The organism is Duganella vulcania, from assembly GCF_009857655.1.
Classification (GTDB): Bacteria; Pseudomonadota; Gammaproteobacteria; order Burkholderiales; family Burkholderiaceae_D; genus Rugamonas; species Rugamonas vulcania.
In genome coordinates this window covers 1-25,046 of sequence record NZ_WWCX01000022.1, presented here as the reverse complement: position 1 = coordinate 25,046, position 25,046 = coordinate 1, and the positions used below count along the sequence as shown (strand labels likewise).

31 protein-coding genes and 1 pseudogene are annotated in these 25,046 nt (G+C 66.0%); 15 read left to right on the top strand and 17 right to left on the bottom strand.

Going from position 1 to position 25,046, the window contains the following annotated elements; translation table 11 throughout:
* Positions 1-8 precede the first annotated feature (8 nt).
* Positions 9-479 carry a cyanase gene (gene cynS / locus GTP90_RS14760; protein WP_161084268.1) on the top strand — a complete coding sequence of 157 codons (471 nt, stop codon included), beginning with the start codon at positions 9-11 and terminating at the stop codon, positions 477-479.
* Between the two features lie 98 nt (positions 480-577).
* Positions 578-1,771 (top strand): Tet(A)/Tet(B)/Tet(C) family tetracycline efflux MFS transporter, encoded by a 1,194-nt coding sequence (gene tet / locus GTP90_RS14755; RefSeq protein ID WP_161084267.1) that lies wholly within the window; start codon positions 578-580, stop codon positions 1,769-1,771.
* A gap of 14 nt (positions 1,772-1,785) precedes the next feature.
* Here tet and GTP90_RS14750 read toward each other — a convergent pair whose 3' ends face one another.
* From GTP90_RS14750 to GTP90_RS14720, 8 genes and pseudogenes are all read right to left on the bottom strand, one after another.
* Positions 1,786-2,667, bottom strand: a complete 882-nt coding sequence (locus tag GTP90_RS14750) for a helix-turn-helix transcriptional regulator (protein ID WP_161084266.1) — start codon at positions 2,665-2,667, stop codon at positions 1,786-1,788.
* Positions 2,668-2,705: 38 nt separating this feature from the next.
* Positions 2,706-3,260 carry a hypothetical protein gene (locus tag GTP90_RS14745; protein WP_161084265.1) on the bottom strand — a complete coding sequence of 185 codons (555 nt, stop codon included), beginning with the start codon at positions 3,258-3,260 and terminating at the stop codon, positions 2,706-2,708.
* Between the two features lie 118 nt (positions 3,261-3,378).
* Positions 3,379-4,431 (bottom strand): ribosome small subunit-dependent GTPase A, encoded by a 1,053-nt coding sequence (gene rsgA / locus GTP90_RS14740; protein WP_161084264.1) that lies wholly within the window; start codon positions 4,429-4,431, stop codon positions 3,379-3,381.
* A gap of 238 nt (positions 4,432-4,669) precedes the next feature.
* The gene (locus tag GTP90_RS14735) at positions 4,670-4,999 is read right to left on the bottom strand and encodes a helix-turn-helix domain-containing protein (RefSeq protein ID WP_161084263.1); all 330 of its coding nucleotides are present in this window, start codon (positions 4,997-4,999) and stop codon (positions 4,670-4,672) included.
* A complete protein-coding gene (locus GTP90_RS14730; RefSeq protein ID WP_308937306.1) occupies positions 4,986-5,201 on the bottom strand; it encodes a type II toxin-antitoxin system RelE/ParE family toxin in 216 nt (71 codons plus the stop codon). The genes GTP90_RS14735 and GTP90_RS14730 overlap by 14 nt, the downstream gene beginning before the upstream one ends.
* 155 nt (positions 5,202-5,356) lie before the next feature.
* Positions 5,357-6,415: pseudogene (locus GTP90_RS14725) on the bottom strand (aldehyde dehydrogenase family protein); the annotation flags it as partial.
* Positions 6,391-6,522, bottom strand: coding sequence for a hypothetical protein (locus GTP90_RS37315; protein WP_256369106.1), 132 nt, complete (start codon positions 6,520-6,522; stop codon positions 6,391-6,393). The pseudogene GTP90_RS14725 and the gene GTP90_RS37315, both read right to left, overlap by 25 nt.
* Before the next feature lie 21 nt (positions 6,523-6,543).
* Positions 6,544-7,521 (bottom strand): alpha/beta fold hydrolase, encoded by a 978-nt coding sequence (locus tag GTP90_RS14720; RefSeq protein ID WP_161084261.1) that lies wholly within the window; start codon positions 7,519-7,521, stop codon positions 6,544-6,546.
* Positions 7,522-7,654: 133 nt separating this feature from the next.
* Between GTP90_RS14720 and GTP90_RS14715 the strand changes: the two genes are divergently transcribed.
* Positions 7,655-8,122: a MarR family winged helix-turn-helix transcriptional regulator gene (locus GTP90_RS14715; protein ID WP_161084260.1), complete on the top strand. Its 468-nt coding sequence runs from the start codon at positions 7,655-7,657 to the stop codon at positions 8,120-8,122.
* A 7-nt stretch (positions 8,123-8,129) separates the two neighbouring features.
* On the opposite strand, the gene GTP90_RS14710 is transcribed toward GTP90_RS14715, so the two are convergent.
* Positions 8,130-8,939: an AraC family transcriptional regulator gene (locus GTP90_RS14710; protein WP_161084259.1), complete on the bottom strand. Its 810-nt coding sequence runs from the start codon at positions 8,937-8,939 to the stop codon at positions 8,130-8,132.
* Between the two features lie 81 nt (positions 8,940-9,020).
* Here GTP90_RS14710 and GTP90_RS14705 point away from each other — a divergent pair, with 81 nt between their 5' ends.
* Complete coding sequence (locus GTP90_RS14705) at positions 9,021-9,647, top strand: glutathione S-transferase family protein (protein WP_161084258.1); 627 nt, start codon at positions 9,021-9,023, stop codon at positions 9,645-9,647.
* 107 nt (positions 9,648-9,754) lie between these two features.
* Positions 9,755-9,946, top strand: a complete 192-nt coding sequence (locus GTP90_RS14700; RefSeq protein WP_161084257.1) for a hypothetical protein — start codon at positions 9,755-9,757, stop codon at positions 9,944-9,946.
* Here GTP90_RS14700 and speD read toward each other — a convergent pair.
* The 5 genes from speD to GTP90_RS14675 all read right to left on the bottom strand — a co-directional run bounded on the left by speD (position 9,939) and on the right by GTP90_RS14675 (position 13,416).
* Entirely contained in the window at positions 9,939-10,331 is a 393-nt protein-coding gene (gene speD / locus GTP90_RS14695; protein WP_161084256.1) for an adenosylmethionine decarboxylase, read from the bottom strand. The genes GTP90_RS14700 and speD overlap by 8 nt on opposite strands.
* A complete protein-coding gene (locus tag GTP90_RS14690) occupies positions 10,328-10,510 on the bottom strand; it encodes a hypothetical protein (protein ID WP_161084255.1) in 183 nt (60 codons plus the stop codon). Before GTP90_RS14690 ends, speD begins: the two co-directional genes overlap by 4 nt.
* A complete protein-coding gene (locus GTP90_RS14685) occupies positions 10,507-11,889 on the bottom strand; it encodes a DUF4178 domain-containing protein (RefSeq protein WP_371875055.1) in 1,383 nt (460 codons plus the stop codon). Before GTP90_RS14685 ends, GTP90_RS14690 begins: the two co-directional genes overlap by 4 nt.
* 92 nt (positions 11,890-11,981) lie before the next feature.
* Positions 11,982-13,013, bottom strand: a complete 1,032-nt coding sequence (locus tag GTP90_RS14680) for an SPFH domain-containing protein (protein WP_161084253.1) — start codon at positions 13,011-13,013, stop codon at positions 11,982-11,984.
* A gap of 16 nt (positions 13,014-13,029) precedes the next feature.
* Positions 13,030-13,416 (bottom strand): DUF350 domain-containing protein, encoded by a 387-nt coding sequence (locus GTP90_RS14675; protein ID WP_161084252.1) that lies wholly within the window; start codon positions 13,414-13,416, stop codon positions 13,030-13,032.
* A gap of 65 nt (positions 13,417-13,481) precedes the next feature.
* Between GTP90_RS14675 and GTP90_RS14670 the strand changes: the two genes are divergently transcribed.
* From GTP90_RS14670 to GTP90_RS14655, 4 genes are read left to right on the top strand one after another with little or no spacing between them, the layout of a single operon-like run.
* Entirely contained in the window at positions 13,482-14,993 is a 1,512-nt protein-coding gene (locus GTP90_RS14670) for a polyamine aminopropyltransferase (RefSeq protein ID WP_161084251.1), read from the top strand.
* Positions 14,993-16,603 (top strand): NAD(P)-binding protein, encoded by a 1,611-nt coding sequence (locus tag GTP90_RS14665; RefSeq protein ID WP_161084250.1) that lies wholly within the window; start codon positions 14,993-14,995, stop codon positions 16,601-16,603. Before GTP90_RS14670 ends, GTP90_RS14665 begins: the two co-directional genes overlap by 1 nt.
* Positions 16,604-16,615: 12 nt before the next feature.
* On the top strand, positions 16,616-17,458 hold the full coding sequence (locus tag GTP90_RS14660) for a polyphosphate kinase 2 family protein (protein WP_161084249.1): 843 nt from the start codon (positions 16,616-16,618) through the stop codon (positions 17,456-17,458).
* Positions 17,459-17,470: 12 nt separating this feature from the next.
* Positions 17,471-18,925 carry an NAD-dependent succinate-semialdehyde dehydrogenase gene (locus GTP90_RS14655; protein ID WP_161084248.1) on the top strand — a complete coding sequence of 485 codons (1,455 nt, stop codon included), beginning with the start codon at positions 17,471-17,473 and terminating at the stop codon, positions 18,923-18,925.
* Here the strand turns inward: GTP90_RS14655 and GTP90_RS14650 are convergent.
* A complete protein-coding gene (locus tag GTP90_RS14650) occupies positions 18,922-19,986 on the bottom strand; it encodes an extracellular catalytic domain type 2 short-chain-length polyhydroxyalkanoate depolymerase (RefSeq protein ID WP_254451868.1) in 1,065 nt (354 codons plus the stop codon). The two genes, GTP90_RS14655 and GTP90_RS14650, sit on opposite strands and share 4 nt — an antisense overlap.
* A gap of 169 nt (positions 19,987-20,155) precedes the next feature.
* Here GTP90_RS14650 and GTP90_RS14645 point away from each other — a divergent pair, with 169 nt between their 5' ends.
* Positions 20,156-20,758: a glutathione peroxidase gene (locus GTP90_RS14645; RefSeq protein WP_161084247.1), complete on the top strand. Its 603-nt coding sequence runs from the start codon at positions 20,156-20,158 to the stop codon at positions 20,756-20,758.
* Positions 20,759-20,768: 10 nt separating this feature from the next.
* Here the strand turns inward: GTP90_RS14645 and GTP90_RS14640 are convergent, their stop codons facing one another.
* Complete coding sequence (locus GTP90_RS14640; RefSeq protein WP_161084246.1) at positions 20,769-21,542, bottom strand: substrate-binding periplasmic protein; 774 nt, start codon at positions 21,540-21,542, stop codon at positions 20,769-20,771.
* A 146-nt stretch (positions 21,543-21,688) separates the two neighbouring features.
* On the opposite strand from GTP90_RS14640, the gene GTP90_RS14635 reads away from it, so the two are divergent.
* Positions 21,689-21,982, top strand: a complete 294-nt coding sequence (locus tag GTP90_RS14635; protein WP_161084245.1) for a hypothetical protein — start codon at positions 21,689-21,691, stop codon at positions 21,980-21,982.
* Positions 21,983-21,984: 2 nt separating this feature from the next.
* On the opposite strand, the gene GTP90_RS14630 is transcribed toward GTP90_RS14635, so the two are convergent.
* The gene (locus tag GTP90_RS14630) at positions 21,985-22,386 is read right to left on the bottom strand and encodes a rhodanese-like domain-containing protein (RefSeq protein WP_161084244.1); all 402 of its coding nucleotides are present in this window, start codon (positions 22,384-22,386) and stop codon (positions 21,985-21,987) included.
* A 97-nt stretch (positions 22,387-22,483) separates the two neighbouring features.
* Here GTP90_RS14630 and ftrA point away from each other — a divergent pair, with 97 nt between their 5' ends.
* From ftrA to GTP90_RS14610, 4 genes are all read left to right on the top strand, one after another.
* Positions 22,484-23,440: a transcriptional regulator FtrA gene (gene ftrA, locus GTP90_RS14625; protein ID WP_161084243.1), complete on the top strand. Its 957-nt coding sequence runs from the start codon at positions 22,484-22,486 to the stop codon at positions 23,438-23,440.
* Positions 23,441-23,592: 152 nt separating this feature from the next.
* The gene (locus tag GTP90_RS14620; RefSeq protein ID WP_161084242.1) at positions 23,593-24,096 is read left to right on the top strand and encodes a phage tail protein; all 504 of its coding nucleotides are present in this window, start codon (positions 23,593-23,595) and stop codon (positions 24,094-24,096) included.
* Positions 24,097-24,104: 8 nt separating this feature from the next.
* Complete coding sequence (locus GTP90_RS14615; protein ID WP_161084241.1) at positions 24,105-24,635, top strand: phage tail protein; 531 nt, start codon at positions 24,105-24,107, stop codon at positions 24,633-24,635.
* A gap of 12 nt (positions 24,636-24,647) precedes the next feature.
* Positions 24,648-25,046 (top strand): phage tail protein (locus tag GTP90_RS14610; protein WP_161084240.1); only part of this gene is annotated, 399 nt, incomplete at its 3' end.

The window sequence follows — 25,046 nt, the reverse complement described above, 5'->3', positions numbered from 1 at the left end:
AAAACACCATGCAACAATCGAACGTATTTCAAGATCCCCGCCTCGAAGTCACCTATCGCGTGCTGGCCGCCAAGGCGCTCAAGGACCTGTCCTGGAAAGAGATCGCCGCCGGCAGCGGCCTGAGCGTCCCGTACGTGACCGCCGCGCTGCTGGGCCAGCACACGCTGAACAAGGAAGCGGCCGAGCTGGTGTGCCAGCGCCTGGGCCTGGACCAGGCCGACGCCGCGCAACTGCAAGCCATTCCTCTGCGTGGCAGCATCCCCGGCGGCATTCCCACTGATCCGACGATTTATCGTTTCTACGAAATGGTGCAGATCTATGGCACGACCCTGAAGGCGCTGGTGCACGAGGAACTCGGCGACGGCATCATCAGCGCGATCAACTTCAAGCTGGATTTCAAAACGGAAGACGATCCGGAAGGCGGCAAGCGCGCCGTGATCACGCTGAACGGCAAGTTCCTGCCGAACAAGCCGTACTGAGGCAGCGCCGGGAAGAAATATTGACAAATGTGATAACGGGCACATCAGCGCAGTCCTGATCATCCTATGATCGGCGGCTACTTTGTGAAAAGAGCCTGATGAACCGAGCACTGCTGACCATCCTTGCCACCGTTGTCCTGAGCGCCATCGGCATCGGGCTGACCATGCCCATCATTCCGCAGCTGATGCGCGATGTCGGCCATACGTCCGAGCTGGGCTGGCGCTTCGGCGCCTTCACCGGACTGTATGCGTTGATGCAGTTCATTTTCTCCCCCATCCTCGGCGTGCTGAGCGACCGCATCGGCCGCCGGCCGGTGCTGCTGCTGTCGCTGGCCGGCGCCGTGGCCGACTACCTGTTCATGGCGATGGCGCCGTCGCTGGCCTTGCTGTTCATGGGCCGCGCGATCGCCGGCATCACCGGCGCCAGCATGGCCGTGACGTCGGCCTACATCGCCGACGTCACGCCGGAAGACCAGCGCTCGCGCCGCTACGGCCAGCTGGGCGCCTGCTTCGGCATCGGCTTCATCATCGGCCCGGTGATCGGCGGCCTGTTGGGCGAGTGGTGGGTGAGGGCGCCTTTCTTGGCGGCCGCGGCGATGAACGCCGTCAACCTGGTGCTGACCTTGCTGGTGGTGCGCGAATCGCACACGGCGCGCGATAGCGACGTTGGGGCCAAGGGGCGCATGTCCTTCAATCCGCTGACCAACCTGCGCTGGGCGGCCAGCTTCAAATCGTTGTTGCCGCTGATCGGCGCGTCCGGCCTGCTGGTGGTGATCGGTGAAATCGGCGGCACCGTGTGGGTGCTGTACGGTGAGGACAAGTTCGCCTGGGACTCGCTGACCATCGGCATCTCGCTGGCCTGCTTCGGCGCGTTTCACGCGCTGGCGCAAGCGTTCATCGTGGGGCCGATCGCGGAGCGCTGGGGCGAACGCCGCGCGCTGATGCTGGGCATCGCGGCCGACAGCTGCGCCTATGTCCTGATCGCATTGGCCAACCAAGGCTGGATGGCGTTCGCGCTGATGCCCTTGTTCTGCCTGGGCGGCATCGGCGCGCCGGCCTTGCAGTCGCTGGTGTCGGCCAGCGTCGGCCCGGACCAGCAGGGCAAGCTGCAAGGCGTGCTGGCCAGCACCGCCAGCCTGGCGACCGTGATCGGCCCGGTGGCGATCAGCACGATCTACTTCATGTCGCGCGGCAGCTTCCCCGGACTGGTGTGGCTGATCGGCGCCGGCCTGTATGTGTTCTGCCTGCCGGTGTTGATGCGCAAGTCCGGCATGCCGCCGGCGGCATCGTAACCGGCGGCTACGCTTCAGCAGCGCTGCCGGTATTCCGTGGGGCTCATCCCTTCGGTGCGACGGAACGCGGCGGCGAAGGCGGACGGGGTCTGGTAGCCGACCGCCAGCGCGACCTGGGTCAGCGGTATCGAAGGATCGGCCATCAGTGCGCGGGCGCGCGCCATGCGCTGGGTCAGCAGCCACTGGTGCGGCGTCAGGCCGGTGCTGCGGCGGAAGGCGGCGCAGAAGTAGAAGCGGGACAAGCCGGCCAGCTTCGCCAGGTCGTCCAGCCGGACTTCTTCATCGAGCCGCTCGTGCAGATATTCCGTCACGCGGCGGACCTGCCAGTTCGCCAGGCAGCCGCTGGCGCGCTTGCCCTCGTCGCGGCAAGTGCTCGAGTGGGCACGCACCAGTTGCATGCACAGCAGGTCGACCGCCTGTTCGACAAACAGGCCGTTGCCGGCATCGTCGCGGCAGGCTTCGGAAGCGAGGATTTCCAGCAAGGCGCTGGCGGTGGGATCGGGCAGCGCCACCCGGTCCAGCAGCTGTACCGCCGGGCCGCGATGGCCGGTCGCCTCGGCGCAGGTCTGCAGGCGCGCGTCCGAAAAATAAACATGCGAAACCTCGATCGCGCCGGCGATCATCCAGGCTGCCTCATGGCCGCTGGGGATCACCGTGATCGCCTTCTGCCGCGTGACGCCTTGCTGGTAGCGGCTGCCGTCGCGCCATTCCAGTCTTTGCGGCGCGCCGTAGTAGGTCATGACCACGTGGTCCGCCATCGGCTCGACATGGGAAGTGAAGCCGCTGTGGGCCCACCGCTCGGTGATACAGGCGCCACGGCCGCATACGTCGGGACGCAGGCGCGGCGCGACATCGAGTACGCGATTCATTTCCTGCATGGCGCTGCGGTCCAGCATGGCTTGGTATCTCCATTGGTGACAACCTTGTAAGGATATCACTGCTTCACCCCGATCCAGCGTAAGCGCGACGCGGCACATGGTTCCAGCAACAGCAGTTCGGCATGGGTATCGAGCGCCGCCTCGGTCGCGCGCAGGGCAGGGTGCAGGGCGGCCAGCGCCTGCATGTCTTGCACGATGGCGATCCAGACCACGCAGTCGGTATCGAGCGCTTCCAGCAGGCCCGCCTCCACCACGCCGGCGCCGCGGTAGCGGCCCACGAGCTCGTCGACGCGTTCGAAGCAGGCGCCGTGGAACAGGTGGACCAGCACCACGCCGCGCCTGCGGCGAGGTTCTCGCAGCGGATCGCCGGGGGGCAGAAGCGGCAGGGCATGCATGGGATCGGGGGCCTGCAGCAGCATCGTGTGTTCTGTTAGCGGCGTTGCCGCCTGCGCAGCGCACGCGCTTTCCGTGCTTGGATAAGCCCGCAGCGAAAGATGATTGCCGCGCCGGCCGGCCTCCGTGAAGCAGCCGTACGCGGCGCCGTCGCGACAGGGCTGCAACCGTGGCGGGCCACGGTGCAGCAGGATGATGGCGGAGGGCTTGTGTTCCATGCTGGCTCCTGACGTGGTGGAAGTTTGGGTTGCGCGAAGATTTTCACGTTAGCCGGGCTTCCCTGCTGTTCAGGAGTTGTGGGAACTATTCCGAAATTGCTGCCTCGGAAAGTGGGCGTTATCGCTTGCCGAACTTGTCCTTCGAGCGGGCCACGGCGGCGCGCTGCATCACCTTCCACTTGGCGACTTCGGCGATGCGGTCCAGCGGCGTCTGCTGGCTGCGGCGGGCTTCGCGCAGCAGCTTGTGGTAGTTCAGCAGACGGTCCTCGTCCACCGCGCCGCGCACCGCGCAGCCGGGTTCGCCGGCATGGCGGCAGTCGCGGAACTGGCATTGCGCCGCCAGCGCGTCGATGTCGTCGAAGGCGGCCGTCAGGCTGGCCTCGTCGGCGTCGGGCTGCCAGCTGCGCAGGCCCGGCGTGTCGATGATGCAGGCGCCGCCGGCGCAGCGGTGCAGCGAGCGCGACGTGGTCGTGTGCCGGCCGCGTCCATCTCCCTTGCGCACGCCGCCGGTCTGCTGGCCGGCCTGCGTCAGCGTGTTGGTCAGCGTGGACTTGCCGGCGCCCGAGGAGCCCAGCAACACCAGCGTCTGGCCCACGCACAGCCACGGCGCCAGCTGCGTCGCGGCGTCGTCGCTGAGCGTGTTTACGGCCAGCAGCGGAATGCTGGCGGGCAGGCGTTGGCGCAGCAGCTCCATGCGCTGGTCCACCTCGTCGCCGATGTCGGCCTTGCTCATCACCACCACCGGCTCCACGCCGGCGGTCTTGACGATGGCGAGGTAGCGCTCCAGCCGGCGCGGATTGAAGTCGTGGTCCAGCCCCATCACCAGCAGCGCCGTGTCGACGTTGCTGACCAGGCTGTGATGCCGGCCGTCGTTGCCGCGCCGGGCGATGTGGGTGGTGGGCGGCAGCAGCGCGCTGAGCCAGCGCTCGTCGTGGGCCAGCGTGGTGCTGAGCACCCAGTCGCCGACGGCCAGCGCGGCGTCGTGCAGCGCCGGCAGCACGCGCGCGCGGAACTCGTCGTGGCCGTCGTGGACGGTGAGCCAGTCGCGCTGGATTTCGGTGATGCGCACCAGCCGGGCGTTGGCCGGTGCGTCGTGCAAGAGGTAAAGCTGGCTGGCGATGGTTTGCGTTAAGCCGATAAGGCGCAGCGATTCAAAATCGATGTCGATCATGGTGTGTGTGTTTCCTGATTCCGGTAAGACGAGCAATACCCTTCGCGGCTGGGCGAATGGGTGGCGAATACGGGAAGTCAGCTGCGCGAGAACGCGCGGATCAACACACTACGGAGGGGAGTCCCGACGTAATCAGGCAGCCGACAGGAGGGCAGTATCTACTTGGCGCATTTTATGGTCTCCTGTGGATGAGTAAGGCGCACAGTGTCTCATCGGACGATGGCGCCGTCAATTGTCTTCACACTTCCAGAGGCTGGTTGGCGATTGCGACTAGCGCTTCGGGGTGGCGGAGCGCGATGGCAATCAGGGTCCGTATGGCACCGGTCGGCGGATTGCGGTCTTGCTCCCAGCTTTCCAGGGTGTCGACGGAAATGCCGAACAAGGAGGCGAACTGCTCTGAGGTCAGGCCGGTATTTTTCCGCGCGGCGATCAAAGGGGAATAGACCACGCGCCCAAGCCCCGCGCGCATTTGCTCGCCGGCTTGCAGTAACTCGGCAGCCAGGTCGCGGGTCGCTTCAAATGCTTCAAGCTCGGCATCGCTGAGAGGCAATTTACTATTCGTAGACACGGCGAATTTCCCTCAATGCTGCGCTGGACAGATTTGCGGTATCTGCCTTTGCGTATAGCGTCAACAAAACAATCTCATTTGCGGAGTTACGGGTGAAGTAAATTACCCGCACTCCGGCTGATTTTCCCGATCCTGCGCGGCGCCAACGGACCTTGCGAACGCCTCCCGTACCCGGTATCACGTCACCTGCCGACGGATGCATGGAGATGTATGCTGCAAAAGCTCCCCGTTCGTCCTCGCTCCAATAGAGAGGCCAGCGGCTTTGGAACAACGGCGTTTCAATGACGGTGTACATGAAACGACTGTACCCTCAGGAAGTATAGTCGATTTGGCGTAGCGTCAAAGGCCGTAGCTCTCCTAGGTGGCGGTGCTGCCCTCCACGATGGTTTTAGGTTCCAGGAACGCTTCCAGTCCGAACACTCCGAACTCCCGGCCGATCCCCGATTGCTTGACGCCGCCGAATGGCGCCAGCAGCTCGGGCACGATGCGGTTGATTAGTACGGTGCCTGCCTCCAGCTGTCCGGCGATCCGCTGCGCGCGCTGCGGCTGCGATGTGAACACGTAGGCTTGCAAGCCGTACTCGGAGTCGTTGGCGATGCGGATCGCCTCGTCCTCGTCGCCGTAGCCGATCATCGACAGCACCGGGCCGAAAATTTCTTCCCGCGCGATGTCCATGTCGTTGCGCACGTTGGCGAACACGGTTGGCCTGACGAAGAAGCCCGCGTCCAGGCCAGCCGGCTTGCCCTCGCCGCCGGCGATCAGCGTGGCGCCCTGCGCCAGGCCGCGCCCGATGTAGTGCTGTATGCGCTCGTACTGGGCGCGGCTGGCCAGCGGCCCGATGTGCGTGTCCGGGTCGCGCGGATCGCCGACGCGCATGCCGGCCACGATGGCGCCCACGCGCCCGGCGATTTCGTCCATGCGCTCGCGCGGCACCAGCAGCCGGCTGCCCGCCACGCAGGCCTGGCCGTTGTTCATGAATGCCGCGTTGACCGCCAGCGGCAACGCGTGCGCCAGGTCGGCGTCGTCCAGCAGGATGGAGGCGGACTTGCCGGTCAGCGCCAGGCTGACCCGCTTCATGGTGTCGATGCCGGCACGCGCGATCAGCTTGCCGGTCGCGGTCGAGCCAGTGAAGGAAATCTTGGCGATGTCGGGGTGCTTGCTGAGTTCATCACCCACGTCGCTGCCCGAGCCGAGCAGGATGTTGAAGACGCCGGGCGGCAAGTCCGCAGCGTGCAACGCCTCGGCCACCACCTGCGCCTGGATCGGGCCCAGTTCGCTGGGCTTGATCACCGAGGCGCACCCGGCCGCGAGGGCGGAGGCGAGTTTGCTGCAGATCGAGCCGGCCGCGCTGTTCCAGGGCGCGATCAGCGCGGCCACGCCGACCGGCTGCATCAGCACGGTCGCCTCGCCTGCCCGGTGGCCGGGTTTACGCTTTCCACCACGCGCTCGCCGTGCACCGGCACGAAGGCGCCGTCGATATAGGCGTGCCGGATGTTCCACGCCGCAGTTGGCTGATTGTTCATGGGAGGCCTCGTCAAGGTGGATTACAGGTGGTCGACTTCGATCACGGCATCGGCAAAGGCGCGCGGCGCTTCCTGCGGCAGGTTGTGGCCGATGCCGCCGGAGATCGTTTCATGCTTGTACTTGCCGGTGAAGCGCTTGGCATACGCGGCCGGCTCGGGGTGCGGCGCGCCGTTGGCGTCGCCCTCCAGCGTGATGGTGGGCACCGTGATGGCGGGGAATTGCGCCAGGCGCGCCTCCAGGCCGGCATACTGCGCTTCGCCGGACACCAGGCCGAGCCGCCAGCGGTAGTTGTGCACCGTGATGGCCACGTGGTCCGGATTCTCCAGCGAGGCGGCGCTGCGGTCGAAGGTGGCGTTGTCGAAGCGCCATTGCGGCGAGGCGGTTTGCCAGATCAGCTTGGCGAAATCGTGGCGGTTCTTTTCATAGCCGGCCTGGCCGCGCTCGGTGGCGAAGTAGAACTGGTACCACCATTGCAGTTCGGCGCTTGGCGGCAGCGGCTGCTTGCCGGCCTCCTGGCTGCCGATCAGGTAGCCGCTCACCGACACCAGTCCCTTGACCCGCTGCGGCCACAGCGCCGCCACGATGTCGGCGGTGCGCGCGCCCCAGTCGTAGCCGGCCAGCACGGCCTTGTCGATCTTCAATGCATCCATCAGCGCCACCACGTCGGCGGCCAGCGCGGCCGGCTCGCCGTTGCGGACCGCCTTGGCATCCAGGAAGCGTGTGCTGCCGTAGCCGCGCAGGTGCGGCACGATCACGCGGTAGCCGGCCTTGGTCAGCAGGGGCACGACGTCGACGTAGCTGTGGATGTCGTACGGCCAGCCGTGCAGCAGGATCACCACCGGGCCGTTGGCCGGGCCCTCATCCACGTAGCCCACGTTGAGCACGCCGGCGTCGACCTGCTTGATCGCTGGGAAGGGCTGCTGCTCCTGTGCCACGGCTGGCAGGGCAAATTGCGTGGCGATGGCGGCGGCTACTGCGAGGATGCGGATGGTCTTCATGGTTCACTCCTGGGTTGGCGGATCGGCTGAAATTAGTTATCGCAATAATTATTATGAACGTAAATATATACAAGGATTTCGCATTTTTCAAGTACGATAATGATTATCTCGATAAATAAATTTTGGAGTCCGTATGAGCAACGACCACAATGCCCGCAAGAACGTCGCGAAACTGGGTGATTTCATGTGCTTTGCGATCTATTCGACCAACCTGGCCTACTCGCGCGTCTACAAGCCCGTGCTCGAGCAGCTTGGCCTCACTTACACGCAGTACGTCACTATCATTTGCCTGTGGGAGGAGGACCGGCAGACAGTCAAGGGGCTCAGTGAAAAGTTGTTCCTGGAGCCCAGCACGCTCACGCCGATGCTCAAGCGCCTGGAAGCCATGGGCTATGTGCGCCGCGAGCGCGACACCGAAGACGAGCGCAGCGTGCGCGTGTCGCTGACCGACGCCGGGCGCGCGCTGCGCGAAAAAGCGTTCGATTACCGGGAGATCACGGCCAAGGCGGCGGGCCTGGCGCCCGAGGAGTTCCGGGCTTTGCAGAAGGCGGTGGTCAATTTGCGCACCAACCTGATGGATGCGGCCGACCCGGCGTCGTGATCCACCCTCAGGCCTGCTCCCTGCAACTGCGGCGGTAGTCGGCCGGCGGCCTGCCGACCAGTTTTTCGAAATCGGTGGTGAAGTGGGCCTGGTCGTAGTAGCCCAGCGCCTGCGCCAGCGCGGCCAGGTCGACCTCGCTGCCGTGCGCCAGCTGGTCGGCCGCGTCCAGCAGGCGGTTGCGGCGTATCACCCATTTCGGCGTGGCGCCCACGTATTCCTTGAACAGGATCTGCAGGCTGCGCACGCCGATGCCGATGTGATCGGCCAGTTGCCGCACCTGGGTGATATGGGGATGCCGCTGCACCGCCTCGAGTATCTGCGCGATGCGCGCGGTCTGCGGATCGGGCGCGGGCAGGGCGCGGCGCAGGATGGTGCTGGCCGCCTCCACCATGCCGGCGTCGTCGGACGCGGCCAGCACGCTGCGCTCGGCCTCGGCGTCGTCGCAATCGAACAGCGCCGACAGCGGCAATTCGCGGTTGGTTGCGGACTGCACCGGCTGCTTGAGGAAACTGCGGAACGCCCCCGGCAGGAAGCGCACGCCGAGGATGCGGCCGCTGCCCTTGAGCGTGTATTCGAACGCCCCCGTCATCACGCCGAACACCGCCGTGCGGCCGGCGTCGAACACCAGGTGGATGCAGGGCGAGGGCAGGGTGCGCTGCACATGGACCACGCCGTCCGGCAAGGAGTACGCGATCAGCCAGAAGTATTCGACAAACGGCGCCAGGTCCGGCGGCGGCAGGTAGCGTTCAAGGCGGAAGGCTTTCTCGGCCGCGGCAGGATTGATCACGCCTTTGGGCCGGCTCGTCACGGTTTGCATGATCGGGTTCGCGTTTTTACAAGACCGTCATCATAGCAAGAGATAACGTGGCGTTTCTTCACCATCGACAGGAGAAACACCATGGCACCCGAACTGACCTTGTACCATTGCCCGTATTCGCGCTCCAGCGGCGTGATGACCTTGCTGGAAGAGCTGCACGCACCGTACGAGCTGCATGTGATGAATATAAAAAAGGGCGAGAACCGCGAAGCCGCCTACCTGGCCGTCAACCCGATGGGCAAGGTGCCGGCGATCCGCCACGGCGACGCCATCGTCACCGAGCAGGTGGCGATCTACCTGTACCTGGCCGACCTGTTCCCGGAGGCAAAGCTGGCGCCGCCGCCGGGCGATCCGCTGCGCGGGCCTTACCTGCGCTGGATGGCCTTCTACGGCAGCTGCTTCGAGCCGGCCATCGTCGACAAGTGGATGAAGAACACGCCGGCCGACAGGTCGTCCTGCCACTACGGCGATTTCGACACCATGTTCAACACCTTCATCGAGCAATTGTCGAAGGGGCCGTACCTGCTGGGCGAACAGTTCAGCGCGGTCGATGTGTTGTGGGCCACGTCGCTGGGCTGGATGGGCGCCTTCGACCTGCTGCCCAAGCTGCCCGTGATCGAGCAGTACGTGGCGCGCGTCACCAGCCGGCCCGCGTTTGCCGCGGCCAACGCCAGGGATGGGGAACTGGCCGCCGCCCAAGCCGCCTGAGGATACGGCGCAACAAACATGCCGCGCACAATAGCAGTTGCATATTGTCATCGTCTATTTCCTGAGTGATAATTTGGTTGGCACTTAGTCCACCCAGGGGGAAATACATGAAGACAATGCTCGTGCTGTTGGCCGTCGTGGCGATGACCGGTTGCGCGTCGGTGGTGGCGGACAAGGCGCAACCGCTGGCAGCGACGACGCAGCCGCTGGCCGCGCCTGCCACGGGCGTCAATGAACCGGTCGTCGATGTGCCGCTCAAGCTGATGTCGCCCAGCCAGAGCGCCGCCAGGGTCAACTGATCGCGGGAGGCGCGCGCCGCACCGTGCTGACCTGGCTGGAGGCCGGTCGCATGGCCGCTTCGATGATGGCGAGCGCCACATCAGGCTGCGCGCTGCCGCACATGAAGATGTCGGCGGCGGCAAAGCCGCATTCGGGCCAGGTGTGGATCGAGATGTGCGATTCCGCCAGCAGCACCACGCCGGTCACGCCCAGGCCTTCCCCGAAGCCGTGGAAATGGCTGAACAGCACACGCGCATGCGCCGCCTCGGCGGCCGCGCGCAGCAGCGCCTCCAGCTTTGCGCAATTGCTCAATTTCTCGGCGGCGATGCCGCTCAGGTCCGCCAGCAGATGCGTGCCGGCCGGCTGATGCACAGCCGTCCGGTCCGGGAGCGCTTCGCGTTTCACTTGTGGCCCCCGCCGCCGGAGCCGCCGCCGTAACTGCCGCCGCCACCGCCGGTGTTCGAGCTCCAGGTGCTGCCCCGGTAGCCGCTGCTGTAGTTGCTGCTGCCGCTCATGGCACGCATCCAGCTGCTGCCCGAGGTGACCACGGAAACGATGACCGCGTAGATGAAGAATTTGCTCATGATTTGTCTTCGTTATCCATAAACCAGGCGGGCAGGTAGATCGCCGCCGCGCCGAGCAGGCTGAGGAACCAGGTGCCGGAGAAATTCATCAGCAGCGGTATCGCATTAATCGCCAGCATGAACCAGATGATGTACTTGGCGGTGTCGCGGTAGCGGCGCTTGCCGCCCTTGGCCGCCGCCGGCCCGACGCGGCCCTTGAATTTGTCGCCGAACCAGGCCTTGAGCTGGTCGGCCGGCACCGGCGTGGAGCGCGACCACGTCATCTCCTGCTCCGTGGTTTCGGCCGCCAGGCGGATCTGGCCGGCGGCAAACTCCTGCACCCGCGTGCGGTCGCCCGCCGCCACGCGCCAGTTGAAGGCGCCGGCGGCGAAGGTCACCACCGAGCCGTAGTCGTACAGGCGGGAGAACTGCGACCGGTCCACCGTCACCGTTGGCGCCCCGGGCGAGTACTCCACCGGCCAGTCGGCCATCACGTTCGCGCCGGACCAGCCTTCGTCCGTCTCCACCAGCCACGAGAAGCCGGCGCGGGTACCGTACATCAGGTACTCGTTCCACTGCGTGCCCTCGTCGTCGGCGCGGCGCATCATGCCGATGATGGTGAAGTCCTGGTTGTTGATTTTGGCGGTCGCGCCCAGTTCTATCGTCATCGGCACTGCTGCCACGCGCTCGCCGGCGGCCAGCACGGCGGCCTTCGGGCTGGCGGCGTCGATCTGCGCGTGGCAGGCCGGGCACACCAGCGTGGCCGTCACGCCGGGGATGTACTTGATGCCGCTGCCGCAGGACGGGCAGTCCAGCGCATCGAGCTTGCCGCGATAGCGTCCGGCCGCGCGCTGGATGGTGTCGTCGTCGCGCAGCAGCTGGCACTTCATGCTCTCCAGCGTGACGGCCAGGCCGGTGTAGACCACCGGGCGCGGCGAATCCGAATAATCGAGCGTGATGAACTCCGTGCCTCGTCTGAAGTCCGCCACCTTGGCCTGGTAGCCTTCGCCCACCTTGAACGGCAGCTCGCCCTGGCCGCCGATGCAATCGGCGGTGCGGATCTCGGCGGCGGTGTACAGCGCGCCGTTGATCGGGAAATTCTGGCCGGGCTGCAGATGCTCGAACACCGGCAGCTCCGTCGCGGCCCGGGGATCGATCTTGAATTCGGCGGTGATGGTGTACATGCCGGACGAATCGCCCAGCCACGAGGTCACGCCGTCGTCGAACAGCAGGTACCACTCGTTCCACATGCCGGCCGGGTAGCGCAGCTGGATACGGCCGACCACCGTGAACTGGCGCTTGCCCAGCACACCGGAGGTGCCGATCTGGATCGGCGAGTAGTCCTCCAGCACGGAGGACATCTTGCCCAGGTCCTTGACCGAGTCGGCGTCTTTGAGCACGCTGGTGCTGCAATACTCGCAGACAGCCATAACCGAGGCATGCGAGCGGAATTTGACTTCCGCGCCGCAGCTGGGACAGGAAACGATTTGCATCAGCCGAGCAGTTTCTTCAGCAGTTCGGCCTTGGTGCTGTCGTAGTCGGTAGCCGAGATCAAGCCCTTGTCGAGCAGACCCTTAAGTTTTTCCAGCCGTGCCTCGATCGAGTCCTCGGCCGGTGCCGCGGGCGCCGCCGGTGCGGCCTGCGGCGCCAGCGACGCGCCCAGCGCCTGGCCCATCACCTGGCCCAGTTGCACGCCCGCGCCCAGGCCGACGCCGATGCCGGCCATGCCGCCCTCGTTCTGCGCCGCCAGCGGGATCGCGGTGGCCGCCTGGTACTTGGTGAAGCCGGCCATCTTGTCGGCGCTCATGCCGCCCTTCATGCCGGCGGAGATGCGCTCGTCCAGCGCGGCCTGCAGTTCCTCCGGCAGGCTGACGCTGGCGACGTTGAATTCATCGAGGCCGATGCCATAGCGGCCGAACGCGGTGGCCAGGTCGCCCTTGACCTGCTGCGCCATCAGCGCCTGGTTGGCCGCCATGTCCAGGAACGGCACTTGCGCGCTGCCCAGCGAGCTGGCCATGGTGGCCATCAGGATGCCGCGCAGCTGTTCTTCCACCTCGTCGCGGGTGTAGGCCTCGCGGGTGCCGCTGATCTCCTTGAAGAACAGGCGCGGATCGGCCACGCGGTACGAGTACATGCCGAAGGCGCGCACGCGCACCATGTCGAAGTCCTTGTCGCGGATGGTGATCGGTTGCGGCGTGCCCCATTTGCGGCCGGTCTGCACGCGGGTGCTGAAATAATAGACATCCGACTTGAACGGCGAATCGAACAGCTTGTCCCAGTTTTTCAGGTTGGTCAGCACCGGCAGGGTTTGCGTGGTCAGCTTGTGGGTGCCGGGGCCGAACACGTCGGCGATCTGGCCCTCGTTGACGAACACCGCCATCTGCGATTCGCGCACCACCAGCACGCCGCCGTTCTGGATCTCCTGGTCCTGCATCGGATAACGCCACGCGAGGACGCCGTCGACTTCCTCGTTCCACTGCAGTACGTCGATAAACTGCTTCTTGATAAAGCTGCCTAAGCCCATGATGGTCCTCGCTTGATTAGGAAATGCAGGCGCCGTTGATGGCGCCGATGGAAATGGAGATCGCGCCCAGCAAGCCGCCGAAGGCCGCGTTGTTACCCTCGATCTGGTCCTTCGCCATGTTCAGCGCGCGCGTGGTGATGGCATAGGCCAGCATCTGCACCACCATCGCGCCGAGCGCCCAGCCGGAGAACTCGCGGTAATCGGCAGTATGCACCAGCGCCGAAGCGATGGTGATGGAAAAACCTATCAAGGCCCCGCCCAGCGATAGCGCCGCGGCGAAATTCCCCTGCCGTATCAGCAGCACCTCGTCGAAAGGCGTCATCCACGTGTAGGCTTTGAAAAAGACCGCCAGCAGCACTGCAGCCAGTAAAAGATGAATAAGGTAGTTTTGAATGGCGGGCACGGCGCACCTTGGGTTAAAGTGGTTAACTTGCTAACGCTCAAACATATTAGTGCAAAAATAGCTAAATGACCAAAAAGATTCTCATCCTGTCCGTCTTCGTTGTCGCCTCCTGCGGCCTTGCCTACGAACTGATCGCCGGCGCCTTGTCCAGCTACCTGCTGGGCGACTCGATCCTGCAATTTTCCACCATTATCGGCTGCTACCTGTTCGCCATGGGCGTTGGCGCGCACTTTTCCAAGTATGTCAGGGATGAGGATGTGCTGGCGCGCTTTGTGGACATCGAGCTGGCGGTCGGCCTGGTGGGCGGCCTGTCGGCGGCCGTGCTGTTCCTGACCTTCTCGTGGATGGCGGCGCCGTTCCGCACGCTGCTGTACGTGATGGTGTTCCTGATCGGCGCCTTCGTCGGCATGGAGGTGCCGCTGGTGATGCGCGCGCTGAACGAGCGCAAGACCGAATTCAATGAGCTGGTCAGCCGCGTGCTGACCTTCGACTACCTGGGCGCGCTGGCCGTGTCGCTGCTGTTCCCGCTGGTGCTGGCGCCGTACCTGGGGCTGGTGCGCACCGGCTTCCTGTTCGGCATGCTGAACGTGGGCGTCGCCCTGTGGACAATTACCGCGTTTCGCACAGAGCTGAAGAACGTCACCGGCCGCATGCTGCGCGCCGCCAGCGTGATGTGCGTGCTGGTGTTCGGCTTCGCCTTCGCCGACAAGATGACCTACTGGGGCGAGCATGGCCTGTTCGGCGACGAGATCGTGTACGCCACCACCACTCCGTACCAGCGGCTGGTGATCACGCGCTGGAAGGACGACCTGCGCCTGTACATCAATGGCAACCTGCAATTCTCCTCGCGCGACGAGTACCGCTACCACGAGGCGCTGGTGCATCCGGTGCTGCAACCGCTGCCCTGGGCGCGGCGCGTGCTGGTGCTGGGCGGCGGCGACGGCCTGGCGCTGCGCGAGATCCTGCGCTATCCGAACATCGAGCAGGTCACGCTGGTCGATCTCGATCCGGCCATGACCGGCGCCTTCACCAAGCGCGAGGAACTGGTCAAGCTCAATCACGGCTCGTTCAGCGACAAGCGGGTGCGCGTCATCAACGCCGACGCGGCGATCTGGTTGCAGCACAACGATGACATGTTCGACGCCGTCATCGTCGATTTCCCCGATCCGTCCAGTTTCGCGCTGGGCAAGCTGTATTCGGTGCCGTTCTACGGCATGGTGAAGAAGCATTTGGCCGCCAACGGCTTGATGGTGGTGCAATCGACGTCGCCGTTCTTCGCGCCGCACGCCTACTGGACCATCGACGCGACGCTGCGCGAGGTCGGCCTGAAGACCTATCCATATCACGCCTACGTGCCGTCGTTCGGCGAATGGGGCTTCATTCTCGCCACGCCCCAGGCGGACTACAAGCCGCCCACCGAATACCGCCTGCCGATGCGCTACCTGAACGCCGATACCACGCGCGAGATGTTCGTCTTCCCGCCGGACATGAAGGCCTTGCCGATGGAGCCGAACCGTCTCAACACGCAATCGCTGGTGCACGAGTTCGAGCAGGACTGGCGCCGGGTGATACGCTGATGCTGCGCCGTTCCTTCCTGGTATGGGCCGGCGCCAGCGGCGTGGTGGCGGCGGGCAGCGTGGCGGGATTTCACCGCTGGCAGGAGATCACGCCAACGGTGCATTATCCGGGCCGCGCGGAGGGGCACTTCCTGCGCGAGCGCCGCCCCTTGCCGCCGCCATCGAAAGTTATCCACACCGATGTCGCCATCCTCGGCTCCGGCGTGGCCGGCCTGACCGCCGCGTGGAAGCTGAAAAAACTCGGCAAGACCGGCGTGCTGATGATCGACGGCCCGCAGCCGCACGGCAACGCCGCCGGCGGCGCCTTCGGCGACCTCGAATATCCGACCGGCGCGCACTACCTGCCGCTGCCGTCGCCGGAATCGGTGCATGTGCGCGAGATCCTGGCCGACCTGGGCATCATTCAAAAAGATCCGATGGCGGAGAAGCCCTACTACGACGAGCGCTACATCCTGCACGGGCCGGAGGAGCGGCTGCTGTTCAACGGCCACTGGCAGGACGGCTTCATCCCCACCGACGGCGTGCCGCAGTGGGAGCGCGAGGAACACACGCGTTTCTTCGCCGAGGTAACCCGGCTGCGCCAGACGCATGGCGCGGACGGCCGCCGCGTGTTCGTGTTCCCCACCGTGCTGTCGTCGGAAGACCCGCAGTGGCAGGCGCTGGACCGCATCACGCTCAAACAATGGCTGGAGCAGAACGGCTACAAATCGCCGACGCTGCACTGGTACCTGAACTACTGCTGCCGCGACGACTACGGCACGCGCTACGACCAGGTTTCGGCCTGGGCCGGGCTGCATTATTACTGCAGCCGCTGGGGCCAGGCCGCCAACGCCGGCAATGGCGCCTGGCTCACCTGGCCGGGAGGCCTGCAGCCGCTGGCTTCCGGCATCGAGCGCGCGTCCGGCGTGCAGCGCATGGCCGGCACCGCGGTGTCGCTGAAGAAGACGGCGGACGGCGTCGAAGCGTTGTGCTTCAAGCTGGAAAACGGCCAGCCGTCGAGCTACATCGTCCGCGCCCGCAAGGCCATCTGCGCGATGCCGACCTACTTGGCGGCGCGGGTGGTGGAGAACATCGCCGCCTACGGCTTCGATCCTGCCCAACACGTGCCGCAGTACGCGCCGTGGATGGTGGCGAACTTCCTGCTCAAGCGCTTTCCGGACGAGCGTCCCAGCCAGCCGCTGTCCTGGGATAATGTGGTGTACAGCGAGCCGGGACTGGGCTTCGTCGTCTCCACCCACCAGGACATACGCGTGCAGCCGCCGGAAAAGACCGTGTTCAGTGCCTACGTCGCGCTGTCGGACCGCAAGCCCGGCGCCGCGCGCCGCTGGATGGAGGCCGCCAAGCCGGAGGAGCTGCTGGCGCTGGCCAGCGCCGATTTGAAGGAAGCCTACGGATCGCAGTTCGCCTCCTGCGTCGAGCGGGTCGACATCACGCTGCGCGGGCACGCGATGGCCTCGCCGGGACCCAACTTCCGCAGCAACGCCGGCATGAAGGCGCTGCGCGAGGCCGATGGCCCCATCCTGTTCGCGCACGCCGACCTGTCGGGCTTCTCGGTATTCGAGGAAGCCGCGTGGTGGGGCTGCCGTGCCGCCACACTTGCCGCAAAGTGATAAGCTAATCCCATGACACATAACGCCTGCCAGCGCTTCGGCGCCTCCGCCAAACTGAAACTGCGTGAAAGCGACGCAGACGACGCGGCATTTTCCAGCCTCTCCGCCAACCCGGAACTGAGCAAGTCCAAAGCCAAGGCCCTGGACCTGAAGCGCACCGCCGCGCTGATCGCCCGCATCGACGCCTTGCAGGACAAGCTGTACGCCGAACATGATCGGAAGGTGCTGCTGATCCTGCAGGGCATGGACACCGCCGGCAAGGACGGCACGATACGCGCCATGTTCAGCGGCATCAGCCCGATGGGCGTGCGCGCCGCCGCCTTCAAGAAGCCGACCGACAACGAACTGGCCCACGATTACCTGTGGCGCGTGCACCAGCAAGTGCCGGTCAAGGGCGAGATCGCGATCTTCAACCGCAGCCACTACGAAGACGTGTTGATCACCAAGGTGCAGGGCATGATCGACGGCGCCGAGTGCAAGCGCCGCTACGCGCAGATCCGCGATTTCGAACGCATGCTGGCGGAGACCGGCACCGTGATCGTCAAGGTATTCCTGCACATCTCGAAGGAAGAACAGCGCGAGCGCCTGCAGGAGCGGCTGGACGATCCCGACAAGCAGTGGAAATTCAACCCGTCCGACATCGACCAGCGCAGCAAGTGGGACGACTACCAGCGCGCCTACGAACGCGCCATCCGCGAGACCAACGCGCCGCACGCGCCGTGGTACGTGGTGCCGGCCAATTCCAAGACTCATCGCAACCTGGTGGTGGCCAGCCTGCTGCTGGAGACCCTGGAAGCGATGGACCTGGCCTATCCCGAACCGCATCCCGATTTATCCTCGTTCACCGTGGAGTAAAGGAGCTTACCCATGTTGCAGCTTAAAGATCCCAACCTGCTGCGCCAGCAGGCCTACATCGACGGCGCCTGGAGCGACGCCGACAACGGCGCCACGCTGGCCGTGACCAATCCCGCCACCGGCGAGCAGCTGGGCGCCGTGCCGCTGATGGGCGCCGCCGAAACGCGCCGCGCCATCGCTGCCGCCAACGCGGCCTGGCCGGCCTGGCGCAAGAAGAGCGCCAAGGAGCGCGCCGCCATCCTGCGCAAGTGGAATGACCTGATCCTGGCGAACACCGAAGACCTGGCGCAGTTGATGACGGCCGAACAGGGCAAGCCGCTGGCCGAGTCGCGCGGCGAGGTGGCGTATGGCGCTTCCTTCATCGAATGGTTTGGCGAGGAAGCCAAGCGCGTGGCCGGCGAGACGCTGGCCTCACCATGGGCGGACCGCCGCCTGCTGGTGACCAAGGAGCCGATCGGCGTGTGCGCCGCCATCACGCCGTGGAACTTCCCGATCGCGATGATCACCCGCAAAGTCGGCCCGGCGCTGGCGGCAGGCTGCCCGATGGTGCTCAAGCCGGCCGAGTCGACGCCTTACTGCGCGCTGGCGCTGGCCGTGCTGGCCGAGCGCGCGGGCGTGCCGGCCGGCGTGTTCAGCGTGGTGACGGGCACGCCGAAGGAGATCGGTGGCGAGATGACGTCCAACCCCACCGTGCGCAAGCTGACCTTCACCGGCTCGACGGCGGTGGGCCGCCTGCTGATGGAGCAGTGCGCGCCGACCATCAAGAAGCTGTCGCTGGAATTGGGCGGCAACGCGCCGTTCATCGTGTTCGACGACGCCGACCTCGATGCGGCGGTGGAGGGCGCGCTGGCCTCCAAGTACCGCAACGCCGGCCAGACCTGCGTCTGCGCCAACCGCATCTACGTGCAGGACGGCGTGTACGAGCAGTTCGCCGAGAAGCTGGTGGCGGCCGTGGCCAAGCTCAAGGTCGGCAACGGCGCGGAGGAGGGCGTCACGCAAGGCCCGCTGATCGACGACAAGGCGGTGCAGAAGGTCGAGCAGCACGTGGCCGACGCGCTGGCCAAGGGCGGCCGCCTGCTGGCCGGCGGCAAGCGCCATGCGCTGGGCCACAGCTTCTTCCAGCCGACCGTGATCGCCGACGTCACCAGCGACATGATCGTCGCCAGCGAGGAAACCTTCGGCCCGCTGGCGCCGCTGTTCCGCTTCACCACCGACGAGCAGGCGGTGGAGCTGGCCAACAGCACGGAGTTCGGGCTGGCCAGCTACTTCTATTCGCGCGACATCGGCCGCATCTGGCGCGTGGCGGAAGGGCTGGAGAGCGGCATGGTCGGCGTCAACACCGGCCTGATCTCCAACGAGATCGCGCCGTTCGGCGGCGTCAAGCAGTCGGGCCTGGGACGCGAGGGATCGCACTACGGGCTGGACGATTTCCTGGTCATCAAATACATCTGCATGGGCGGGATTTAACGCCGCACCAGCACGGTGGCCGGCGCCACGCCGGTCAGCCGGTCCACCATGCGCTTGACCGCCGCCATCTGGTTGCCGGACTTTTGCGCATAGCGCGGGTCGTCGTAGGCGAACCAGTCCCAGCATGCCTTGGGATTGGTGTAGGGGTAGATCGCCGACGCCTGCGGATACAGCACCACGATCTTGTTGCTGTCGGCCCAGGCGTTGTAGCCGGCGCGCTCGACGAAGGTGGTGCCGATGTCGTCCAGGTCCTGCTGGCAGCCGTGGAAGGCCACATGCAGGCGGCAACCCGCGCCGTTGTTGGCGTCGCACGCCTTGGGCACGTACAGGTAGCCGGTTTCCGCCATGCCGTGCCAGCCCGGCAGCGGCAGGAATTCCGACTGGTCGAAGGCGATGAGGCGGCCGCTTAGCGCGCCGTTGTTGCGCGGCGTGAGCGGTCCGTAGATCCAGCGCAGCAGTTCGCCGGCCGCGTCGTAGCCGCAGTTGTTGATGTAGGGCGTGCCCAGCGTGGCGCAGCTGTTGCCGAACTGGTCGGTCGGCATCGCGTGCTCGGCCGGCAGGTTGCGGGTGTAGGAGATGTGGTCGGCGTCGATGTAGTGGCGATAGTAGAAGTACAGGTCGTTCATCACCGGTTGCGGCACGACGGTATCGGCGCTGCCGGAGAACATCCAGATGTGGTGGCCGGCCAGGGCGGCGGGCGGGTCGATGCCGCCCGCGCCGGCGAACCAGTCGGTGAAGGCGATCAGTTCATTGATGCGGGTGCCGCCGGGGTGCACGCGGCACGGGAACAGCTCGCTGGTGCAGCTGCAGCTGATGGTGGCGATAAGCGCGCTGCCCTGCGAGCAGAAGTATGGCCCGCCGGCGACGATGCCGGCGCCCTGCACCGTCTGCGAGAAGGCCACCTCGAACTGCACCGCCATGTAGGCGCCAGAGGACAGGCCGGACACGGTGACCTGGGTGGCCGTCATGTTGGGCAGCGCGACTGTTTGCACCGGGGCGGCGCCGGCCGGTCCCACGCACAGCAGGCACATCAGGCACAGCAGGCAAAGCGGCTTCATCATGGCATCCTCACGTGGCGTCAGGTCTGGCATGCAGTGTGGAGCAGCAGGGCGGATTTCGCTTAATTTCGCTCAATCGTGCGCGGGGCTGGGAAAGGTTATCCACAGCCTCGGCAAGCAGGCCGCCCGAGTTTGTCATAAAATGGTTTTTTCCCTTTCCCCGCCGACCATCATGTCCAAGACCCTTGCCCAGTTATGCCTGGTATCCGCGCTGACCGTGATGGCCAGCGCCTCCGCCTTCGCCCAAACCCCTGCCGCCGCGCCAGCCGCCACTGCGGCCGCCGCGCCCGCCAGCTGCCCGGCCATCCTCAAGCAGACCTTCAAGCGCCTGCAGGACGAATCGCCGCAGGACCTGTGCCAGTATTCCGGCAAGGTGATTTTGGTGGTCAACACGGCCAGCTACTGCGGCTTCACCAACCAGTACGAAGGACTGGAGGCAATGTACGCCAAGTACGGCAGCAAGGGCCTGGTGATCCTGGGCTTCCCGTCGAACGACTTCGGCCAGCAGGAGCCGGGCAGCAGCAAGGAAATCGCCGACTTCTGCTACAACACCTACGGCGTGAAGTTCCCGATGTTCGCCAAGTCGGTAGTGTCGGGCAAGGAACCGAATCCGCTGTTCGCCAACTTGATCAAGATCACCGGCAAGGCGCCGGCCTGGAACTTCCACAAATACCTGATCGACCGCAACGGCAAGGTGGTGGAGAATTTCGGCAGCAAGGTCACGCCTTCGGACAAGCAGCTGGTGGGCGCGGTGGAAAAAGCGCTGGCGATGTAAGCCAGCCGGACTAGTTCAGCTTGTAGCGCTTTTGCAGGGCCTTGAGCTCGCCGGAAGCGTCCATCTTGTGCACGCCGTCGGCCAGCGCGCGGACCCAGGTGTCGGCGCGGATGTCCTGCGCCGCAAAGCCGATGGTCAGCGGCAGCTCGTTGTCGAGGCAGCCCGCCTGGCGGATGCGGCCCGCCACGTCGAGCCGCTTGCTCAGTTGCGCCATGACGGCGGCATGTTCCAGGATCACGCGGTAGCGTCCGCCCAATAGCTTCTGCACATTGGTGGTGCCGGCCGACGCGCCGAAGGCCAGCGCGATGCGGTCGTGCTGGTCCCGGTTTTCCGCGATATAGGCATCCACCGGGCCGTCGTCGTAGCCGTAGTCGTCGATCACGCCCACCACCTGCGTCTTGAGCGAAGCGATGGAATGAAAAGTCCAGTCGTCGCCGGCCCGCGTGTAGAAGCAGGCCCGCGACTGCGCCAGGGGCGCGCTCAGGCGCAGGCGGCGGTCGATCGGCGGGGCGTAGACGCCTTCGATATCGCCATGCACCGTCTGCGTGATGGCGCGGTTGAGCGGCATGAGCACCGGCTCCACCCGATAGCCTTCCGCAGCCATCGCCATCGTCGCCAGTTCCACCAGATAGCCGCTGGGCGGCTTGCCGCCGAGCGCGCACACGTAGGGACACCAGTCGTCCGAGCCCAGCCGGATCAACTGGCCGGCCTGCGCAGAGCCCGCCGAGGCCAGCAGGCAAGCGAGCAGCGCAGCGGCAAGCGGCCGGCTGGCGTTGAGGGTCATCGAGTACTCCCGGATATCCTGCGGATGGAGACCCCAGTATAGCGAAATGCGTTGGCCGGGTAAGCAACGCTGAACTTCGGCGTACGGCCGAGGTCTATCAGTGATGGCTGCTTCGGCGGCTCAACCACTGGAGCAGGGGGAACTTTATGGCGCGTATCGCGAAAAGGGCGGCAGCCGTGGCCAGCGGGCCGATCGATATCGCGCGTGGCGGCATCGTCATCCGGTCGAGCATGCCGACCGCCCGGCAACTGGTGCGGGCACGCGGCGAGGGCAGGCGGACCGCCATCATGCTGGTCGAGGCCGCAGGCGATATCGATGTGGAACCCGGCACGCCAATTTTCAGCCTCGATTCGCTCGACCCCGAGCTGGTGGTCCGTGAGCTCGACGGCAGGGCGGCCAGTGGCTATTTCAAAGCCGGGAGGTTTATCGAAGTCTTGTAAGCTCAGGCGGTTGCGAGCGCAAAGCCCTCGTCCAGCCAGCCGGTGATCCCGCCCGGCATCAGCTTGACCGGACGGCCCAGCCGCGCCAGGCGCACGGCGGCGCGGGCGGCGCCGTTGCAGTGCGGGCCGGCGCAGTACACGACGAACAGCGTGTCGGCCGGGAACTCGGCCAGCCTGGAGCCGATGATCTTGCGGTGCGCCAGGTCCAGCGCGCCCGGCACGTGGCCGGCCTTATACTTCTCCGTGCCGCGCACGTCCAGCAGGACGAAATCCCGCGGGCCGTTGGTCAGCGTGTCGTGCACGTCCCAGCAGTCGGTTTCATGGCTGAAGCTCGCTTCAAAGCGGGCCAGCGCGTCGCTACTGGCGGCGGCGGGAATGGCGGCGACGAGGGACTTGGCGGACATCGTGATCTCCTTCATTGAGTGGACAGTGACGCCATTGTGCGGCGCCGCCCGCATCGCCGGCAGTGGCGCACAAGCCATTCTGCGTTAAGATCACGCCATGAAAAAACACCTGGTTGTCGCACTGGCCTACGACCGCCTGTGCACCTTCGAGTTCGGCTGCACGGTCGAGCTGTTCGCGCTGGAGCGTCCCGAGCTGGACGTGGACTGGTACGACTTCGCGGTCTGCGCCATCGAGCCCGGCCCGATCCGCGCGGCCGGCGGCATCACCGTGCAGGCGCCGTACGCGCCCGAGCTGCTGGAGCGCGCCGACACCATCGTCATCCCCGGCTGGCGCGACGCCGACGAGCCGCCGCCGCCGGCCATGCTGGAGGCGATCCGCGCCGCCCACCGGCGCGGGGCGCGCCTGTGCTCGATCTGCTCGGGCGTGTTCGTGCTGGCCGCCGCCGGCGTGCTGGACGGCCAGCGCGCCACCACCCACTGGCGCTACGCCGACCGCCTGGCGCAACGTTATCCACAAATCCAGGTCCAGCCCGACGACCTGTACGTGGACAACGGCCAGGTCATCACCGCCGCCGGATCGGCCGCCGGCCTCGACATGCTGCTGCATCTGGTGCGGCGGGATTATGGCGCCAAGGTCGGCAACCTGGTGGCGCGGCGGCTGGTGGTGGCGCCGCACCGCGAAGGCGGCCAGGCGCAGTTCCTGCCGCGGCCGATGGCGCGCGGCGAGCAGGGCCGCCTGTCGCGCCTGATGGACTGGCTGCGCAGCCATCCGGCGCAGCCGCACACGGTCGACAGCATGGCCGCACGCGCCGCGATGAGCCCGCGCACCCTGCAGCGCCAGTTCCAGCAGGCCACCGGTTTCGGCCCGGTCGAATGGCTAATCCGCGAGCGCATCGCCCTGGTCAAGGACATGCTGGAAGAGCCCGACCTGCCGCTGGCGCGGATCGCCGAGCGCGCCGGCTTCGGTTCCGAGGAATCGCTGCGCCATCACTTCCGCCGCCTGGCCGCGACCACGCCGGCCGCCTACCGCCGCCGCTTCACCCGCCCCGCCTGAGCGCCAAACAGTCCAAATGGACTGTTTTCTCACGGCAACTCGCCCTGTATAATCGACAAGATTGACTTATCAAATGAGTCACGCTGCGTTTTTATTAACCAGGCCGTGGCAGCCGCTGCGCGCCCTTCACATCTCCTTACTAGGAACCCGATATGGACCCCTACCTGGGCGAAATCAGGATCATGGCCTTCAATTATGCGCCGCGCGGCTGGGCGAGGTGCGATGGACAGATACTCGCCATCCAGCAGAATACGGCACTGTTTTCCCTGCTGGGGACGACTTACGGCGGTGACGGCATACGCACCTTTGCGCTGCCCGACTTGCGCGGCCGCATCCCCTTGCACGTCAGCGGCGCGGCCTATTGGCTGGGCCAGAGCGGCGGCGAGGACGTGCATATGCTGACCAACGCTGAAATGCCGGCCCACACCCACACACTGCTGGGCAGCGGCGCACCGGCCGTCACCGGCGCACCGGCCAACGCGGTGCTGGGCACCAAGGGCCGCCTTGGCCGCGACCTGATGGGACCGGCCAATTCCGCGCTGGCGCCAGCCGCGCTGAGCGTCGCCGGCAGCAATCTGCCGCACGAGAACATGCAGCCCTATCTGCCGCTGACCTTCGCCATTGCGTTGACCGGCATTTTCCCACCTCGAAACTGAGCGACTCCATGAGTGAACCATTTATCGGCGAAATCCGCCTGTTTGCCGGACAGTTTGCCCCTCAGGGCTGGGCATTCTGCGACGGCAGCGAGCTGCCAATCGCACAGAACGACGCCTTGTTCACCCTGCTCCAGACGCAGTACGGCGGCGATGGCCAGCAGACCTTCGCGCTGCCGGACCTGCGCGGGCGCGTGCCCCTGCACACCAACCAGGGCGCGGGCCCGCGCCCCTTTTTGCTGGGCCAGCCGGGCGGCAGTGAAACGGTGGCGGTGACCGCGCAGACCATGGGCGCCCACAGCCACGCGCTGCCGGCCAGCCAGGACCGCGCCACGCCGGCCTACGCCCAGGGCGGCGCCGGCGCCTTCGCCAACACCGGCGGCGCCCCGGTCTACGGACTGAGCGGCAGCGGCGGCACCACCGCCCTGCGGGCCGACACCATCGCGCGGGTGGGCGGCGGCCAGCCCCACAACAATATGGCGCCGTATCTGGGCCTTAATTTCATCATTGCGCTGACGGGCATCTACCCGTCCTACGGGTGACAGGACAATTCCATGAGCGATCAATATATCGGCGAAATCCGCATGTTCACGTATGGCTTCGAGCCTGTGGGCTGGCTGCGGTGCGAGGGACAGCGGCTGGCGATACGCCAATATACGGCCCTGTTCGCCGTGCTGGGCACGGTCTATGGCGGCGACGGCACCAGCACGTTTTGCCTGCCCAACCTGGGCGGGCGCATGCCCCTCCATGTGGGCGGCTCCCCCTCGCCGTACCTGAGCGAACATCAGCTGGGCGAGCAGGGCGGCGAGGCCAATGTCACCCTGCAGCCCGGCCATCTGCCGCCGCATACCCACACCGTCACCGCGCTGACCGGCGCCGCCACGCAGAGCGCGCCGGGGCCGTCGACGCTGCTGGCCGATGGCGGCGCGGTGCCGGTGTACACGGGCGCCGCC

Bases quoted from the DNA above. Each gene is read 5' to 3' on its own strand.
- cynS (WP_161084268.1), top strand. From the start codon at position 9: ATGCAACAATCGAACGTATTTCAAGATCCCCGCCTCGAAGTCACCTAT.
- tet (WP_161084267.1), top strand. From the start codon at position 578: ATGAACCGAGCACTGCTGACCATCCTTGCCACCGTTGTCCTGAGCGCC.
- GTP90_RS14750 (WP_161084266.1), bottom strand. From the start codon at position 2,667: ATGCTGGACCGCAGCGCCATGCAGGAAATGAATCGCGTACTCGATGTC.
- GTP90_RS14745 (WP_161084265.1), bottom strand. From the start codon at position 3,260: ATGGAACACAAGCCCTCCGCCATCATCCTGCTGCACCGTGGCCCGCCA.
- rsgA (WP_161084264.1), bottom strand. From the start codon at position 4,431: ATGATCGACATCGATTTTGAATCGCTGCGCCTTATCGGCTTAACGCAA.
- GTP90_RS14730 (WP_308937306.1), bottom strand. From the start codon at position 5,201: ATGCATCCGTCGGCAGGTGACGTGATACCGGGTACGGGAGGCGTTCGC.
- GTP90_RS37315 (WP_256369106.1), bottom strand. From the start codon at position 6,522: ATGAACAATCAGCCAACTGCGGCGTGGAACATCCGGCACGCCTATATC.
- GTP90_RS14720 (WP_161084261.1), bottom strand. From the start codon at position 7,521: ATGAAGACCATCCGCATCCTCGCAGTAGCCGCCGCCATCGCCACGCAA.
- GTP90_RS14715 (WP_161084260.1), top strand. From the start codon at position 7,655: ATGAGCAACGACCACAATGCCCGCAAGAACGTCGCGAAACTGGGTGAT.
- GTP90_RS14710 (WP_161084259.1), bottom strand. From the start codon at position 8,939: ATGCAAACCGTGACGAGCCGGCCCAAAGGCGTGATCAATCCTGCCGCG.
- GTP90_RS14705 (WP_161084258.1), top strand. From the start codon at position 9,021: ATGGCACCCGAACTGACCTTGTACCATTGCCCGTATTCGCGCTCCAGC.
- GTP90_RS14700 (WP_161084257.1), top strand. From the start codon at position 9,755: ATGAAGACAATGCTCGTGCTGTTGGCCGTCGTGGCGATGACCGGTTGC.
- GTP90_RS14690 (WP_161084255.1), bottom strand. From the start codon at position 10,510: ATGAGCAAATTCTTCATCTACGCGGTCATCGTTTCCGTGGTCACCTCG.
- GTP90_RS14680 (WP_161084253.1), bottom strand. From the start codon at position 13,013: ATGGGCTTAGGCAGCTTTATCAAGAAGCAGTTTATCGACGTACTGCAG.
- GTP90_RS14670 (WP_161084251.1), top strand. From the start codon at position 13,482: ATGACCAAAAAGATTCTCATCCTGTCCGTCTTCGTTGTCGCCTCCTGC.
- GTP90_RS14665 (WP_161084250.1), top strand. From the start codon at position 14,993: ATGCTGCGCCGTTCCTTCCTGGTATGGGCCGGCGCCAGCGGCGTGGTG.
- GTP90_RS14660 (WP_161084249.1), top strand. From the start codon at position 16,616: ATGACACATAACGCCTGCCAGCGCTTCGGCGCCTCCGCCAAACTGAAA.
- GTP90_RS14655 (WP_161084248.1), top strand. From the start codon at position 17,471: ATGTTGCAGCTTAAAGATCCCAACCTGCTGCGCCAGCAGGCCTACATC.
- GTP90_RS14650 (WP_254451868.1), bottom strand. From the start codon at position 19,986: ATGATGAAGCCGCTTTGCCTGCTGTGCCTGATGTGCCTGCTGTGCGTG.
- GTP90_RS14645 (WP_161084247.1), top strand. From the start codon at position 20,156: ATGTCCAAGACCCTTGCCCAGTTATGCCTGGTATCCGCGCTGACCGTG.
- GTP90_RS14640 (WP_161084246.1), bottom strand. From the start codon at position 21,542: ATGACCCTCAACGCCAGCCGGCCGCTTGCCGCTGCGCTGCTCGCTTGC.
- GTP90_RS14635 (WP_161084245.1), top strand. From the start codon at position 21,689: ATGGCGCGTATCGCGAAAAGGGCGGCAGCCGTGGCCAGCGGGCCGATC.
- GTP90_RS14630 (WP_161084244.1), bottom strand. From the start codon at position 22,386: ATGTCCGCCAAGTCCCTCGTCGCCGCCATTCCCGCCGCCGCCAGTAGC.
- ftrA (WP_161084243.1), top strand. From the start codon at position 22,484: ATGAAAAAACACCTGGTTGTCGCACTGGCCTACGACCGCCTGTGCACC.
- GTP90_RS14620 (WP_161084242.1), top strand. From the start codon at position 23,593: ATGGACCCCTACCTGGGCGAAATCAGGATCATGGCCTTCAATTATGCG.
- GTP90_RS14615 (WP_161084241.1), top strand. From the start codon at position 24,105: ATGAGTGAACCATTTATCGGCGAAATCCGCCTGTTTGCCGGACAGTTT.